Origin of the sequence: Pseudomonas sp. KB_15 (assembly GCF_052114525.1) — a bacterium.
GTDB lineage: Bacteria > Pseudomonadota > Gammaproteobacteria > Pseudomonadales > Pseudomonadaceae > Aquipseudomonas.
This window is the reverse complement of the sequence record NZ_JBFREX010000047.1, coordinates 17,434-31,216: the sequence shown is the minus strand read 5'-3', so window position 1 is coordinate 31,216 and position 13,783 is coordinate 17,434. Positions and strand designations below refer to the sequence as shown.

15 protein-coding genes and 1 pseudogene are annotated in these 13,783 nt (G+C 61.4%); 8 read left to right on the top strand and 8 right to left on the bottom strand.

What is annotated here, in order from left to right:
- Window positions 1–64 precede the first annotated feature (64 nt).
- Both AB4Z35_RS25320 and AB4Z35_RS25315 read left to right on the top strand, forming a co-directional pair.
- Entirely contained in the window at window positions 65–1,333 is a 1,269-nt protein-coding gene (locus AB4Z35_RS25320) for an OmpP1/FadL family transporter (RefSeq protein WP_442100066.1), read from the top strand.
- A gap of 50 nt (window positions 1,334–1,383) precedes the next feature.
- Window positions 1,384–2,058: a DUF3313 domain-containing protein gene (locus AB4Z35_RS25315; protein WP_442100064.1), complete on the top strand. Its 675-nt coding sequence runs from the start codon at window positions 1,384–1,386 to the stop codon at window positions 2,056–2,058.
- Between the two features lie 160 nt (window positions 2,059–2,218).
- Here the strand turns inward: AB4Z35_RS25315 and AB4Z35_RS25310 are convergent, their stop codons facing one another.
- Window positions 2,219–2,926, bottom strand: coding sequence for a tellurite resistance TerB family protein (locus tag AB4Z35_RS25310; RefSeq protein ID WP_442100062.1), 708 nt, complete (start codon window positions 2,924–2,926; stop codon window positions 2,219–2,221).
- A 260-nt stretch (window positions 2,927–3,186) separates the two neighbouring features.
- On the opposite strand from AB4Z35_RS25310, the gene pcsA reads away from it, so the two are divergent.
- Window positions 3,187–3,909: a phosphatidylcholine synthase gene (pcsA, locus tag AB4Z35_RS25305; RefSeq protein WP_007995968.1), complete on the top strand. Its 723-nt coding sequence runs from the start codon at window positions 3,187–3,189 to the stop codon at window positions 3,907–3,909.
- Window positions 3,910–3,911: 2 nt separating this feature from the next.
- Window positions 3,912–4,283, top strand: a pseudogene (locus AB4Z35_RS25300) (DUF488 domain-containing protein); the annotation flags it as partial.
- 59 nt (window positions 4,284–4,342) lie between these two features.
- Here the strand turns inward: AB4Z35_RS25300 and AB4Z35_RS25295 are convergent.
- Window positions 4,343–5,155, bottom strand: a complete 813-nt coding sequence (locus tag AB4Z35_RS25295; RefSeq protein WP_442100060.1) for a class I SAM-dependent methyltransferase — start codon at window positions 5,153–5,155, stop codon at window positions 4,343–4,345.
- A 44-nt stretch (window positions 5,156–5,199) separates the two neighbouring features.
- Complete coding sequence (locus AB4Z35_RS25290) at window positions 5,200–5,469, bottom strand: DUF4242 domain-containing protein (RefSeq protein WP_007995963.1); 270 nt, start codon at window positions 5,467–5,469, stop codon at window positions 5,200–5,202.
- Between the two features lie 180 nt (window positions 5,470–5,649).
- Between AB4Z35_RS25290 and AB4Z35_RS25285 the strand changes: the two genes are divergently transcribed.
- Both AB4Z35_RS25285 and AB4Z35_RS25280 read left to right on the top strand, forming a co-directional pair.
- Entirely contained in the window at window positions 5,650–6,627 is a 978-nt protein-coding gene (locus tag AB4Z35_RS25285; RefSeq protein WP_442100058.1) for an AraC family transcriptional regulator, read from the top strand.
- A gap of 76 nt (window positions 6,628–6,703) precedes the next feature.
- Window positions 6,704–7,165 carry a GNAT family N-acetyltransferase gene (locus AB4Z35_RS25280; RefSeq protein WP_442100056.1) on the top strand — a complete coding sequence of 154 codons (462 nt, stop codon included), beginning with the start codon at window positions 6,704–6,706 and terminating at the stop codon, window positions 7,163–7,165.
- Window positions 7,166–7,182: 17 nt separating this feature from the next.
- On the opposite strand, the gene AB4Z35_RS25275 is transcribed toward AB4Z35_RS25280, so the two are convergent.
- The 3 genes from AB4Z35_RS25275 to AB4Z35_RS25265 all read right to left on the bottom strand — a co-directional run bounded on the left by AB4Z35_RS25275 (window position 7,183) and on the right by AB4Z35_RS25265 (window position 9,112).
- Window positions 7,183–8,400: a cytochrome c biogenesis protein DipZ gene (locus tag AB4Z35_RS25275; RefSeq protein ID WP_442100054.1), complete on the bottom strand. Its 1,218-nt coding sequence runs from the start codon at window positions 8,398–8,400 to the stop codon at window positions 7,183–7,185.
- Window positions 8,401–8,545: 145 nt separating this feature from the next.
- On the bottom strand, window positions 8,546–8,800 hold the full coding sequence (locus AB4Z35_RS25270; protein WP_442100053.1) for a hypothetical protein: 255 nt from the start codon (window positions 8,798–8,800) through the stop codon (window positions 8,546–8,548).
- Between the two features lie 48 nt (window positions 8,801–8,848).
- Window positions 8,849–9,112: a DUF2790 domain-containing protein gene (locus tag AB4Z35_RS25265; protein WP_007987700.1), complete on the bottom strand. Its 264-nt coding sequence runs from the start codon at window positions 9,110–9,112 to the stop codon at window positions 8,849–8,851.
- A 306-nt stretch (window positions 9,113–9,418) separates the two neighbouring features.
- Here AB4Z35_RS25265 and AB4Z35_RS25260 point away from each other — a divergent pair, with 306 nt between their 5' ends.
- Window positions 9,419–10,159 carry a response regulator gene (locus tag AB4Z35_RS25260; RefSeq protein ID WP_007978356.1) on the top strand — a complete coding sequence of 247 codons (741 nt, stop codon included), beginning with the start codon at window positions 9,419–9,421 and terminating at the stop codon, window positions 10,157–10,159.
- Window positions 10,156–11,472: an ATP-binding protein gene (locus tag AB4Z35_RS25255; RefSeq protein WP_442100052.1), complete on the top strand. Its 1,317-nt coding sequence runs from the start codon at window positions 10,156–10,158 to the stop codon at window positions 11,470–11,472. Before AB4Z35_RS25260 ends, AB4Z35_RS25255 begins: the two co-directional genes overlap by 4 nt.
- 572 nt (window positions 11,473–12,044) lie before the next feature.
- On the opposite strand, the gene AB4Z35_RS25250 is transcribed toward AB4Z35_RS25255, so the two are convergent.
- Entirely contained in the window at window positions 12,045–12,803 is a 759-nt protein-coding gene (locus tag AB4Z35_RS25250; protein ID WP_442100051.1) for an HvfC family RiPP maturation protein, read from the bottom strand.
- On the bottom strand, window positions 12,796–13,638 hold the full coding sequence (locus AB4Z35_RS25245; RefSeq protein WP_442100050.1) for an HvfB family MNIO-type RiPP peptide maturase: 843 nt from the start codon (window positions 13,636–13,638) through the stop codon (window positions 12,796–12,798). Before AB4Z35_RS25245 ends, AB4Z35_RS25250 begins: the two co-directional genes overlap by 8 nt.
- Window positions 13,639–13,783 lie beyond the last annotated feature (145 nt).

Genomic DNA, 13,783 nt, shown 5'->3' with positions numbered 1-13,783 from the left:
CGAAACCATGGGTGGCCGGCATAGGCCACCCACATTCGAAATGGACATTTGCCGAGGTAGTTACATGCGCACAAGCACACTGGCCCTACCTGCCTGTACGCTACTTGCCCTGTGCTGCCAGCCAGCCTGGGCCGGCGGCATCATGCTTTACGAAATCGGCACCGATAACGCCGGCCTGGCCAACGCCGGTGCCGCCGCCCGTGCGCAAGGTCCCTCGACCATCGCCAGCAACCCTGCAGGCATGAGCTACTTGCCGGGCACGCAAATCACCGCCGGCTTGCAGGTTCTATACGGCGATTTGAGCTTCGACCGCGACTCCGGCACCAGCGTCCAGGGCACTGGCAGCGGCAATGCCCTCGATCCGATTCCCGGTGGCAGCTTTTTCATCAGCCATGAACTGGACGAGCACTGGAGCGTCGGTTTCGGCCAGTACGGTGACTTCGGCCTGGCGCTCAATTACGACAATGACTGGTCAGGCCGCTACTTCGCGCAGAACTCCAGCCTGCTCGGCCTGTCGCTGGTACCGAGCGTGGCTTATCGCTTCAACGAGCAGTGGTCGGTTGGCCTGGGCATCAAGGCCATGTACGGCATGTTGAAGGCAGACACCGCCATCGACCGCTCCCCTTTCGGCTTCACTGACCGCTCTGACGGCCAATACAAGTACAGGGACAACACCTGGGGCTATGGCGCCAACGTGGGCGTGATCTACGCCCCGCAACCCGGCACGCGCATCGGCCTGACCTACACCAGCCAGGTCGACCTTGACTTCGAGGACCGGCTCGATGTGAAGGGCGATGGACGTTTGCTCGAGCGCGTCAACAACACCGACACCGAACTCGACATGAAGGTGCCGCAAACCGTTACCCTGAGCCTGTTCCAGCAACTGGACCGGCAATGGGCGTTGCTGGCCTCGGCCAACTGGCAGGACTGGTCCGAGTTCGGCGACATCGCCGTGGAGGTCGACACCACGGCATTTGGAGCGCAATCGACTACGGTCGACGCCGGCTTCAAGGACACCTGGCACCTCTCCCTGGGCGCGCAATACCAGGCCACCGAGCAGTGGTTGTGGAACTTCGGCGTGGCCTACGACAGCAGCGCCGTCTCGGACAGCAATCGCAGCGTGGTGGTGCCGATGAACGAATCCTGGCGCATTGCAACAGGAGCCACCTATGCTCTGAACAAGGACACCGATGTCAACGTCAGTTGGGCCATGGTCTGGCTCGGCGACATGCCGGTTGACCAGGCCAAGTCCGTATCGGGCAATCGAATTTCCGGTCAATTCGACAATGCCTGGATTCAAGCCTTGGCCGGGAATATGACCTGGCGCTTCTGATGTCCTGCAAACGAAAGAACGACGATTTCATCCAAGGAGTACACACCACTATGAATCTGTCCCGAAAACTGCTCGTCGGCGCCGCGCTGGCCGGTCTGTTGCTTGGCGGTTGCACCTCGAAAGTGACTGAGAAGGCGCAATACTCAGGTTTCCTGTCCAACTACAACAACCTGCAGGAAGTCCAGACGCCTAGCGGCGGAACCGCGATGCGCTGGGTCAGCCCTTCATGGAACGCGAATGCTTATGACACCGTGGTGTTCAACAAACTGGAACTGTACCCGGCCCCCAAACCCAATGAGCGGGTCAACCAGCAGACGCTGACCGACATTCAGAACTACATGACCAACAAGGCCAAGGCCACGCTGGGTCAGAAATACCGTGTAGTGTCCAATACCTCCTCCGCACCGGCGGGCTCCCGCCCCCTGATCATGCGCGCGGCGATTACCGGGGTTAACGCCGAAAACGAAGGCATGAAGTGGTATGAAGTGGTACCGGTCGCGGCCGTTGTCGGGGCAACACAGGCAGCCACCGGTCACCGTGACCAGGAAACCACCCTGTTCATCGAAGCCGAGTTCATCGACGCCAAGAGCAACCAGACCGTGGCCAAAGTGGTGCGCAAGGTGTTTGGCACCGCCCTGGAAAATGAAAGCCAGAAGATTACCGCCAAGGACTTCAAGGCGGCGATCGACAAACTGGGGACCGACTTCCAGGCGTTCCTGAAGTAACACACTCATGTGGCGAGGGGGCTTGCTCCCTCGCCACATGGAGTCCGGCCTGAGCTGTTTTTTTATCCCGACCCGCCGGCGCATCCCGGTGGTGATCACCTGCCGGGACTTGTACCGCTCCACCCACGGGGGGCGTTACGTTTCTGCCGACGACGCCGTTTCAGGCACCGCCCCTGGCCTGCTGCTCAAGATGCAATTGCAGCTCCGGCTCGATCTGCAACGCCGCTGCCAGTTCATCCAGATAATTACGCTCGGCGTCCTGCTGGTCATCCACCAGCAGGACGCTGGCCAGGTACATCTCCGAGGCCATGGCAGGGTCGGTCGCCGATTGCGCGACGTCGTTGGCGTCCAGTGGCTTGGCGACTTCGTCGTCCAGCCATTGCTGCAATTGCGGATCGTCGGTGTGACGCCCGATTTCAGCGCTGATCATCTGCTTCTCGGCGTCATCGATCCGGCCATCGGCCTTGGCCGCGGCTATCAACGCCCGCAGGATTGCATGGCTGTGCTCCTCGGCCTCCGGACCGGCCAGCAAGTCCACCGTGCGCGGCGCTTCTTGCGGTGCCGACGCCTGACTGCGCTGCCAGTCCTGGTATGCCTGGAACGCCATCATGCCGAGGGACGCCAGCGCTGTGTAACTGGTACCGCCACCGGATCGGCTTTGTGGTGCACCACCCATCGGCGAACCGCCGCCGAGCAAACCACCGAGCAATCCGCCCAACCCTGCTCCACCGCCACCAGCACCACCGCCCAACAAGCCGCCGAGCAATCCACCGAGCCCGCCCTGGGCCGACGCGCCAGCGCCGCCCTGTTGCGCCATCGAGCCCTGGCCGGCGCGCAATAATTGTTCGAGCAGATCGCTGGTGTTCATGACGCTTGTCCTCTTTTGCAGGGGGTTCATCCAGTCAGGCAACGATAGCCCCCGATGGCGAATGTGCCAGCACCGTTGGGCTGACGCGCCCTCGCTACCGCGGATTTATCCGGGGTATTTTTTGCCGGCGCAGCTAAGATTCATAGGTGGTGAACCTTCTTCCCGGATACCCGGTCGATACCTGCAACCCGACCCGGTTTGCCACCGCCCCTGTACGCGGGGTGATAACTGGCTTGCTTCATTTACTGGAGAACGCCCCCGTGATTTCAACCCTGTACATCGCCAGACTCAAAGCATGGGGCGCCCATGGCTTTACGGCCACCGGCGTGGTCACCGCTTTCCTGGCCACCCTGTCGCTGCTGGATAACCAGCCGACCCATTGCCTGCTGTGGCTGGGTGTCGCCCTGATCGTCGACGGGCTGGATGGTGCGCTGGCGCGCAAGGTCAATGTGCAGTCGGTGCTGCCGAGCTTCGATGGCTCGATCCTCGACCTGGTGATCGATTACCTGACGTATGTGTTTATCCCGGCACTGTTCATCTATCGCTACATCCCGTTGCCGGACTACACCTTGCTGCTGAGTGTGTCGCTGATACTGGTGTCGTCGCTGTTCTGCTTCTGCAACGTCAACATGAAGAGCAAAGACAACTACTTCCAGGGTTTCCCCGCCGCCTGGAACGTGGTTGCCCTGTGCCTGTACATCATCGCCCCGTCACCGTGGATCACTTTCGTCACGGTCATTGGCCTGGCCCTGCTGACCGTGACCCGGATGAAATTCCTGCATCCGTTCCGCGTGCGCCGGTTCATGCCGATCAACATTGCGGTGACGGCCATCTGGTTGCTGTGCAGCCTGTCGCTGGTGCTCAACCACCCGCTGATCAACCCGTTGGTGATGGGGCTATGGCTGCTGATGTCGGCATACTTCCTGGGCATTTGCTTGTGGCGTACGGCACTCGAGTGGATCGACGAATCGCGGCTCAAGTAGCCATGGCGGTCCATATCGTTCAACTCGGATCACCCCGTCGCCCCGACGAAGGGTTACGCCTGGGCACGGTACGCCGCCCTCCCCGTGGCGTACCGAAAGCCGAATTCGCCCGTCGGGATTTTTATGATGTCTGGCAGCCGCTGCTGTCGCCCAGTGCGCAATTGGTGGCCGAAGCCAAGGCCGCGCAAGATGCCAGGGCCTGGGAGGTGTTCAGACGCAAGTTCAAGGCCGAGATGAACCAGCCCGCTGCCAGTCAGATGCTCGACCTGCTGGCCGCACTGTCCCATCAGACGTCCCTGGCCGTGGGGTGTTATTGCGAGGATGAAGCGCATTGTCATCGGTCGGTGTTGCGCGAGTTGCTGGAGGCGGCATTGATGCGACTGACACACCGCTTTCGCGAGCAAGCCCGCTCCCACATTTGGCTTGTGGTCACTCAACGCCGTGTGATCACCACCTCCAGGTATTCACTCGGCACCACCAGCGACTTGTCGCCCGCCCGGTTCATCCGGTTGATCAGCTCGGTCAGGTCGGTCTCCAGGGCCTTGGCGCCATCTGCGGGCAGTGCAGCGAAGGCTTTGTGCACCGGTCCGTACCAGTCGCGGAAGGTGTCGATGAAATGCGCCGCCGAGCGATAGCGGAAATTGAACGTGCGGCGCGTCACCTGGAGCAGGAATTCACGCTCGTCGAAATGCTCGTGCAGCCAGGCTTCGTTGCCCCAGCGTGAGGGCGGATTTGCACCCGGAGGGGGTGGCAGGTGCTGGCCCAGGGTCTTGAACATCTGGCCGACGAAGCCTTCCGGTGTCCAGTTGGCCAGGCCGATCCGCCCACCCGGGCGGCAGACTCGCGCCAACTCTGCGGCGGCCTTGGGCTGGTCCGGCGCGAACATCACGCCGAAGGTCGACAGTACGGCGTCGTAACTCGCATCGGCGAACGGCAAGGCTTCGGCATCGGCAACCTGGAAGGAGACGTTCAGGCGCTCTGCCCGGGCCCGCTCTTCGCCGCGTTCCAGCAAGGCAGCGACATAGTCGGTGGAGGTCACCTGGCAACCACGACGCGCAGCGGCGAGTGTCGCGTTGCCGTTGCCGGCGGCAACGTCGAGCACGCGTTCATCGCACAACAGGTCGCAGGCTTCGGCCAGCTGCTCGCCGACGATCTGCAAGGTAGTACCGATCACGGCGTAGTCACCGCTGGCCCACGAGGCCATCTGGCGGTTTTTCAAGGCTGTCAGATCAATGGGTGTACTCATGGAGACGGTCTCTGGGTTGAAACACGAATCGGGTCCGGTCGCGGTTACTCCGCCGTCGTCGGATCGATGATGTTCATGACCTGGGAAATGCGGTTGGCGGGAAAACCACTGATCCTGGCGTGCTCCTGGATCTGCGCCTCGCTCGGCGAGATGTACACGCAATAGAGCTTGTCGCCGGTGACATAACTCTGCAGCCATTGCACCTCCGGCAACTCACGCAACGCCCGACAGGACTTTTGCGAAGCGGCTTTCAAATCCCTTTCCGACAGAGCTCCGGCGCCCTGGATCTCACGTTCAATGACGAACTTCGGCATGGCAACCTCTCTTTTCTTGTTGTGGGTGGCAGGGCCGGAACAGACCCTGTGAACCAACTATCGTCCTGACGGGCGCTGGCGTCCTGCCCGATCGTCGCCCAAGCCTGCCCGATCGTCCGGAGATTCCACGTTGCGCCCCGGCGCGCTCACAATCAGGAACCCTCCCACGGGGAAACCCCAATGGACGCTCTGTCACAGACCCTGCGCGTCGTGCACCTGGTCGGCGCGATCTTTATCAATGCCCGGTTCACCGCGCCCTGGTGCTACCAGTCGCCCAGCGCCGATACGGCGGCGCCGTTTCTGGAGCCCGATGCGGAACGGGTGGTGATCTTCCACTTGATCACCGAAGGCGAGTGTTACGTGGAACTGGGCGATGACCCGCCGCTGCTCCTGAGTGCTGGCGACGTGGTGATCTTCCCCCAGGGTGACGCCCATCGCATGTGCTCCCGACCGGGGTTGCCCCCTGCCAGCGGTGCGCGACTGGATGCGGTGCTGGCACGACGGCCCCGGCAACTGAGCTACGGCGGAGGTGGCGCGGTCACCCGGTTGGTGTGTGGCTACCTGGCGTGCGACACGCGCCTGGCGGGCATATTGCTCAAGGGATTGCCCGCTGTGGTGCGGGTCAATGTGCGCGGTTCGAACGCCGGTATCTGGCTGGAATCTTCCGTGCGCTACGCCCTCGCCGAAGCCCGCTCGCCCCGCCCCGGCGGTGAAGGGGTATTGGCCAAACTGGCCGAAGTGCTGTTCATCGAAGTATTGCGCCTGTACATGAACGAACAGGGCGAAGGGCGCACCGGCTGGCTGGCCGGTGTGCGCGACCGGATTGTCGGCGCCGCCCTCAATGCCTTGCACAAAAAACCCTGCCACGCCTGGACGCTGGACGAACTGGCGCGCACCGCCAGCACGTCGAGATCGGTGTTGGCCGAACGTTTCCAGCAACTGGTGGGGATGTCGCCGATGCAGTACCTGACGCAATGGCGCATGTTGCTGGCCGCCAATCTGTTACGCAGCAGCAACAGCTCATTGACGCGGATCGCCGAAGAAGTGGGTTACCAGACCGATACCGCCTTCAGCCGGGCCTTCCGTCGCGAGTTCGGTGCGCCGCCGGCGGCGTGGCGGCGCGGTCAGGCGACCTCGAATCACTTGAGCAGTCGCTGAACCGGCAGGGGCGACAGCACCGCCCAGGCCCGCTACTCTCGCTACCCAGCGACTGAACTCTGAAAGGACTCATCACATGGCACCCCGCCTGGACTGGCTTGCTCGACATATGCAGCACAGCAATACATTCGCTTCGTGGATCCACCGGCAGTTCCACTACGAATACGCCGGACAGCCCCTGTCCGACTGGCAACGGGAATTCGCCGAAGGCCAAGACAACGGCGACTGGAAGTGCCTGATCGCCCTCGACCACGACGAACTGTTGGGCGGTGCAGCGCTGGCCAAGGCTGACCTGACCCATCGCCCGGATCTGGGGCCATGGCTCGCTTGTGTGTTCATCACTCCCGAGGCACGCGGCAAGGGCTTGGCGGAGCGTTTGATCGAAGGGATTTGCGCGCAAGCCAAAGCCAACGGCGAGAAGAGGATCTACCTGCACACCCAGGACCAGAGCGCTTATTACACCAGGCGCGACTGGGTTGTGCAGGAGCGTTTTCAGGCATGGGAAAAAGATCAATGGCTCATGGCGCGAGACCTGTGAACCATTGATCGAATGGTTCAAACCGCTGGCGCGCCGGCCCTGGCCTCCTCCAGCAACTGCTGAATCATCTTTTCCTGCGTGTCGTAGCTGCCTTCACCGAAGTGGGTGTAACGCACCTGCCCCTTGGCATCGATCAGGTAGTGCGCCGGCCAGTACTGGTTGTCGAAGTTGCGCCAGATCGCGTAGTTGTTATCGATTGCCACCGGGTAGGTGATGCCGTATTCCTTCACCTTGGCCCTGACGTTGTCGATGATGCGTTCAAAGCCGTATTCAGGCGTGTGTACGCCGATCACTACCAGTCCGTCCTTTTCATATTTTTTCGCCCAGTCCTTCACGTACGGCAGGGTGTGCTTGCAGTTGATGCAGTCGAAGGTCCAGAAGTCCACCAGCACCACTTTGCCTTTCAGGGCTTCGTTGGTGAGTGCGGGCGAGTTGAGCCAATCCACTGCGCCGGACAGCGAGGGCATGGCGCCTTGGGCGTTGTCCATGGCACTGTCGGCCTTGACCTTGCTGACCAGGTAATCGACGACTTTCGGCACGGTTTCCAACACGCCCTTCTCCACACTGCTGACACCTTCCGATGAGGCGTTGGCCAGCAACAGGTCATTGGCCCCCGTTGCAATCACCGCCGCACCGGCCAGCACCGCAACCCCGGCGCCCCGACGTAACCAGCCGGTGACCGGAATCGACGGTTTCAAGCGATTGACCAGGCCGCGACCGGCAAAGATCAACGTGCCCAGGGACAACGCACTGCCCGCGCCATAAGCCACCAGCAGCAGACTGGTGCCGGCGTTCGCGCCTTGCAGCATGGCACTGGTGAGAATCACCCCGAGGATCGGTCCGGCGCACGGCGCCCAAAGCAGCCCGGTGGCGACACCGATCAAGATCGAAGCCAGAGGTCCGGACATTTTGCGCGAGTCCGGGTCGATGCGATTGCCCAGCAACACGAAGGGACGGGCCAGCCAGTCACCGACCCGGGCGGAAATCAGCGACAGGGCGAACAGCACCATCACGAACAGGGCGACGTGGCGGCCGGTGTTGCTGGCCTGTATCACCCACTCAGTGCTGACCACGGCCAGGCTGGAGACCAGGGCAAAGGTCAGGACCATGCCGCCGAGGGTCAGCAGGATCGAGGAGCGTGTGCGGTCGGCACCGGCAAACAGGAAGGGCACGACCGGCAGGATGCACGGGCTGAGGACGGTCAATATGCCGCCCAGGAAAGCGATGAGTAACATGGGATCACCTAAGACAAATCAGAGGGCGACATAGAGCCAATGTGGGAGCGAGCCTGCTCGCGATGGCGTCGGGTCAGGCGACACATCGTTGACCGGACAATCGCTTTCGCGAGCAGGCTCGCTCCCACAGTGGATTGGGGTGTTTTCAAGCTGTTTGTTCATCCAGCAACTGCCCCTGAGGCGTGCGGCTGGAACCGTTCTCGGCAAGCATCTGCCCTTGCGGCGTACGGCTGGAACCGTCTTGCGCAAGGAAGCCTTGGGTGCCCTTCTCTACCACCGGCGTGAGCTGGAAGCAGGAGTTGCTGGCGCAGGCGCTTTGCTCGACAGCGGCGTTGGCATGGGCTGCCGCACCGGCGACGGCAAAAGCGATGGCGGTCAGGTAGCGGGAAACGTTATTCATGATGGTCTTCCTGTTTCAAATGGATTAAGCGGTGGTTGATCGCAACACTCAGTTTTCCGAGTTGCAGTTGTCAGCCAACTTGCGGTAATCCAGCACCTGGCGGTTGGACTGGGAATCGAGGTACGTCAGCCGCGCATTCACCACGCCGCAGGACGGTGTAGTGTCCTCGGTCAGCGACACCACTTTCTTGATGTCAAGTTGGGTGCCGTAGGTGTAGGTTTTGGGAGCGACATCGGCTTCGGCGCGGGCCGACAGGGTGCAGATGTTCAGGGCGGCAAACAGGCAAGCGGCGTAGATGGCTTTGGTGTTCATGGCGAGTTCCTCAAGGTTTCAACAGGTTGATCGTTGGTTGAGCCGAGGCGGTCTGGTTTGCCTCGATGGAACCTATTAAAAGCCTGCGAGGTATCTCGTCTGTGTCGGGAATCGGCGCGAATCAATCGGTTCGTATCAGAACGGGGCCTGGATACACAGCAATACAAAACCGCTGAAAACCGGCTTTTTTGCCTTCGTGTGTATCCGCAGGCAAGCCAGATACACTGCAATACAAAGGGCGGCAGGCGAGCCCGCCCGGGCTCGATAGACTGTGTGGCATTCCCCATTTATCAGAGGTTTGGCCCAATGGATCACGTTGATCACATCCTCATCGTTGACGATGACCGCGAAATCCGCGAACTGGTTGGCAATTACCTGAAGAAGAACGGCCTGCGCACCACGGTCGTGGCGGATGGACGGCAGATGCGCGCGTTTCTGGAAACCACCCCGGTGGACCTGATCGTGCTGGACATCATGATGCCGGGGGACGATGGCCTGCTGCTTTGCCGCGAGTTGCGCGCCGGCAAACACAAGACCACGCCAGTGCTGATGCTCACCGCCCGCAACGATGAAACCGATCGCATCCTTGGCCTGGAAATGGGCGCCGACGACTATCTGGTCAAGCCATTCGCTGCCCGTGAACTGTTGGCGCGGATCAATGCGGTGCTGCGGCGCACACGCATGCTGCCGCCGAACCTGGTGGTGACCGAAGCCAGCCGCCTGTTGGCCTTCGGCCGCTGGCGCCTGGACACCTCGGCCCGTCACCTGCTCGATGAAGACGGCACCATGGTGGCCCTGAGCGGTGCCGAATATCGATTGCTGCGGGTGTTTCTCGACCATCCGCAACGGGTGCTCAACCGTGATCAATTGCTGAACCTGACCCAGGGTCGCGACGCCGACCTGTTCGACCGCTCCATCGATCTTTTGGTCAGTCGCCTGCGCCAGCGCCTGCTGGACGACGCCCGCGAACCGGCCTACATCAAGACCGTGCGCAGCGAAGGCTATGTATTTTCCCTGCCGGTTGAAATCCTGGGCGATCAATCATGACGCAGGCGCTGCATTGGCCGCGTACCCTGGCCTCGCGGCTGTCGCTGATTTTCCTGATAGGCCTGATCCTCGCCCAGGCGCTGTCCTTCGGCGCGCAGTATTACGAGCGCTACGAATCCTCGAAAAACACCATGCTCGGCAACCTGGAAACCGATGTTTCCACATCCATTGCCATCCTCGACCGCTTGCCCGCCGAAGAGCGGGCCGGTTGGCTGCAACAACTGGAACGGCGCAACTACAGTTACCTGCTCAATGAGGGTTCGCCGGGCACCCCCATCAGCACCGACATGCCCGATGCGCCCATTGCCATCGCCTCGATCAAGGACGCCATCGGTCACGATTACCCGATGACCTTTACCGACATCCCCGGGCCGAAAAAACACTTTCAAGTGCACTTGAACCTGGCGGATGGCAGTCCGCTGACCATTGACGTGCGCCCCGCAATGGTCCCGTTGTCGCCCTGGCTGCCCATCGTGTTGCTCGGACAACTGGCGCTGATGCTGGCCTGCTCCTGGCTGGCGGTCAGAATCGCCATCCGCCCCCTCACCCGCCTCGCCGGTGCCGTCGAAACCCTGGACCCCAACGCCCATCCCGTGCTCCTGGACGAAAAAGGCCCGACCGAAGTCGCCCACGCTGCCAAGGCCTTCAACTCGATGCAGGCACGCATCGCTGCGTACTTGAAAGAACGCATGCAATTGCTCGCAGCGATTTCCCACGACCTGCAGACCCCGATCACCCGCATGAAATTGCGCGCCGAGTTCATGGACGACTCCAGCGAAAAAGACAAACTGTGGAACGACCTGGGCGAGATGGAACACCTGGTACGCGAAGGCGTGGCCTACGCGCGCAGCATCCACGGCGCCACCGAAGAAAGCCGCCGCACCGACCTCGACTCGTTCCTCGACAGCCTGGTGTTCGACTACCAGGACGTGGGCAAGGACGTGCGGCTCGAAGGCAAGAGTGCAGCCGTCATCGACACCCGCCCACACGCCTTGCGCCGGGTGCTGGTCAACCTGACGGACAATGCATTGAAGTTTGCCGGTGCTGCGCAGTTGCGGGTGGAAAAACAGGCCGATGGCAACCTGTCGATCAAGATCCTCGATCGTGGCCCGGGGATTGCCGAGGAAGAACTCAAGCAAGTGATGGAACCGTTCTACCGCGTGGAAAACTCCCGCAACCGCAGCACCGGCGGTACCGGACTGGGGCTGGCGATTGCCCAGCAACTGGCGATAGCGATTGGTGGGTCGTTGACCTTGAGCAATCGTGAGGGTGGCGGGTTGTGTGCGGAGCTACGATTGCCAGTGCAGCCGTAAAAGAATTGTCGGCTGTCAGGCAGCCATCGTCGGAACGCCGCCCGGACCAAGCCCGCTCCCACAATTGGACCGAGTACATTCGGTAGACATTGGTCGGCTGGAAGGCAGCCATCGCGGGCAAGCCCGCTCCCACAATTGGACCGAGTACATTCGGTAGAAATTGGTCGGCTGGCAGGCAGCCATCGCGAGCAGGCTCGCTCCTACAGAAGAGCAAAGGCAGATCGGCGTACACCTTCGCTCTTCACCACTCATCAGGCCGAGCGTTAGCTCGCCTGCAGCTCTTGATCTTGATCCACCCGCCCCCTCGGCAGGCTGAGTGGAGGTGTTCATCCGGGGGTGGGCGCGCAGCGCCGTTCGGCGCAGCCGAACACATCGAGAGGAGGTCGAGCGAAGCCGACCGGAGGCGATGCCCCCGGATGAATGCCGGAGCGAAGGAACCCCGAGCCTTAGCGAGGGGCCGTACGTCAGGGGCGAGCGTTTTTTGGGTTACTTTTTTTAGGCGCTTGTAAAAAAAGTGACTCGCCGTAAGGGCGAAACCATAAGTCGTCGTTACCAAAAAAATGGATATGTACTCAATCAATACCCCCCACAACCCCCTCCCCATGCATCTGCCGCAACAACCCCAAACCACCCTCGAGAAACACCAAAGAACCAACCTGCCCCGCCTCGACCGCCAATCCTTGCAGCTGCTCACGCCCAGTCAGCTCTGGAAACTCGCCAATCCGCTGCAACAACCGCCACGCTAACGGACTCAACTCGGAAAACTTCACACTCCAGCCCTCAGCGCGACGCACCAGCAACAACGTCGGCTGAGCAGGTAAAACGTCAGGCTGATAATCCGGTCCCACTTGTTGCACCGGCCAGGCGTAAGCCAACGGCCAGGCCAACGGCGACACTTGCAACGGCCGATCCAGCAACGACCCGGAATCACCCGCTGCCAACGACTCGGCCTCGGACTGTTGCAGCGCCATTTCCACCCACTCGTAATGCGCCAGCTCCACCATGAAAGGTGGCCACCGTCCACCGGTCAACGCCTCAGGCCCGGTCGCGAGGAACTCGACAAACTCCTGAGCGATCTCACCAAATTTCGGTGTACGGGCGCGGTAGTCCCGCAGAAAGATCCGCACCAGTGAATGCCAGTGCTCATCACCCAGAATCCTCACCAACACCGGAAAGGTGCCACTGAGCAGTGAACACAGGTTGGCGAACACCAGGTCGCGGTAAACCTGTGCCCGCACCGGGTCCATTTCGGTGGGTGGCGCGCAATGCTCGGGGTCTCGCAGGTACTGGCCCATGATGCTTTGCTGTTGGTGCAGCGAATGTTTATCCACGGTTCACGCCCTCCTGTTGCAAGCGGCGAATGGTCTGCAATTCCGCCACAAGCTCGGCGAATGCCGGAAAGTTGAAGTCCCGCTCAAGCAAGGTCGGTTGTGCGCCGAACCGGGCATACGCCTGCTCCAGCAACGACCACACCACCGGTTTGACCGAAGCGCCATGGGTGTCGATTTTCAAGGTGTCGGATTCGTCGAAATGCCCGGCAATGTGCATGGCCACCACCCGGCCCGAATCGATGCCGGCGAGAAACGCCTGCGGATCGAAGCCGTGGTTGATCGAATTGACGTAGACATTGTTGACGTCCAGCAGCAGGTCGCAGTCGGCCTCACGCAGCACGGCATTGGTGAATGTCACCTCGTCCATGTCCTGTTGGGGCGCGGCGTAATAGGAAACGTTTTCCACCGCCAGGCGCCGACCAAGGATGTCCTGGGCCTGACGGATCCGCGCAGCGACGTGGTGCACCGCTTCTTCGGTGAAGGGCAACGGCAACAGGTCGTACAGGTGACCGTCATCACTGCAGTAACTCAGGTGCTCGCTGTACAGCGGCACGTTGTAGTGATCGAGGAAGCTGCGAACCTCTTGCAGAAAATCGACGTCCAGCGGCGACGGCCCACCCAGGGACAGGGACAAGCCGTGACAGGACAACGGATAGCGTTCAGCCAGGGCCCGCAATGCAGCGCCGTGGGCGCCGCCGATGCCGATCCAGTTTTCCGGCGCGACTTCCAGAAAGTCGAAATCGCCCGCCGGCGCAGCCTGCAGGTCTTTCATTAAACCGCGGCGCAGGCCCAGGCCGACGCTGGCCTTCGCTACAGGAATGACGAGGGTTTGCATGATGTCGATCTCAAGCGGTGTCTGGGGGGCGGGCACCGAATGGATGCCCGCCGTCAGACACAGTTAATCGAAGCGGTGTATCGGGCCTGTGTTCACTTGTGCCGGAAAATGCCAGCGTATGTATCGCCAGCAAGTCCATACACAC

Excerpts from the sequence above, each read along its gene's own strand:
- AB4Z35_RS25320 (WP_442100066.1), top strand. The coding sequence starts at position 65 with ATGCGCACAAGCACACTGGCCCTACCTGCCTGTACGCTACTTGCCCTG.
- AB4Z35_RS25245 (WP_442100050.1), bottom strand. The coding sequence starts at position 13,638 with ATGCAAACCCTCGTCATTCCTGTAGCGAAGGCCAGCGTCGGCCTGGGC.
- AB4Z35_RS25265 (WP_007987700.1), bottom strand. The coding sequence starts at position 9,112 with ATGAACACCAAAGCCATCTACGCCGCTTGCCTGTTTGCCGCCCTGAAC.
- AB4Z35_RS25260 (WP_007978356.1), top strand. The coding sequence starts at position 9,419 with ATGGATCACGTTGATCACATCCTCATCGTTGACGATGACCGCGAAATC.
- AB4Z35_RS25295 (WP_442100060.1), bottom strand. The coding sequence starts at position 5,155 with ATGAGTACACCCATTGATCTGACAGCCTTGAAAAACCGCCAGATGGCC.
- AB4Z35_RS25310 (WP_442100062.1), bottom strand. The coding sequence starts at position 2,926 with ATGAACACCAGCGATCTGCTCGAACAATTATTGCGCGCCGGCCAGGGC.
- AB4Z35_RS25275 (WP_442100054.1), bottom strand. The coding sequence starts at position 8,400 with ATGTTACTCATCGCTTTCCTGGGCGGCATATTGACCGTCCTCAGCCCG.
- AB4Z35_RS25315 (WP_442100064.1), top strand. The coding sequence starts at position 1,384 with ATGAATCTGTCCCGAAAACTGCTCGTCGGCGCCGCGCTGGCCGGTCTG.
- AB4Z35_RS25285 (WP_442100058.1), top strand. The coding sequence starts at position 5,650 with ATGGACGCTCTGTCACAGACCCTGCGCGTCGTGCACCTGGTCGGCGCG.
- AB4Z35_RS25290 (WP_007995963.1), bottom strand. The coding sequence starts at position 5,469 with ATGCCGAAGTTCGTCATTGAACGTGAGATCCAGGGCGCCGGAGCTCTG.
- AB4Z35_RS25270 (WP_442100053.1), bottom strand. The coding sequence starts at position 8,800 with ATGAATAACGTTTCCCGCTACCTGACCGCCATCGCTTTTGCCGTCGCC.
- AB4Z35_RS25280 (WP_442100056.1), top strand. The coding sequence starts at position 6,704 with ATGGCACCCCGCCTGGACTGGCTTGCTCGACATATGCAGCACAGCAAT.
- AB4Z35_RS25255 (WP_442100052.1), top strand. The coding sequence starts at position 10,156 with ATGACGCAGGCGCTGCATTGGCCGCGTACCCTGGCCTCGCGGCTGTCG.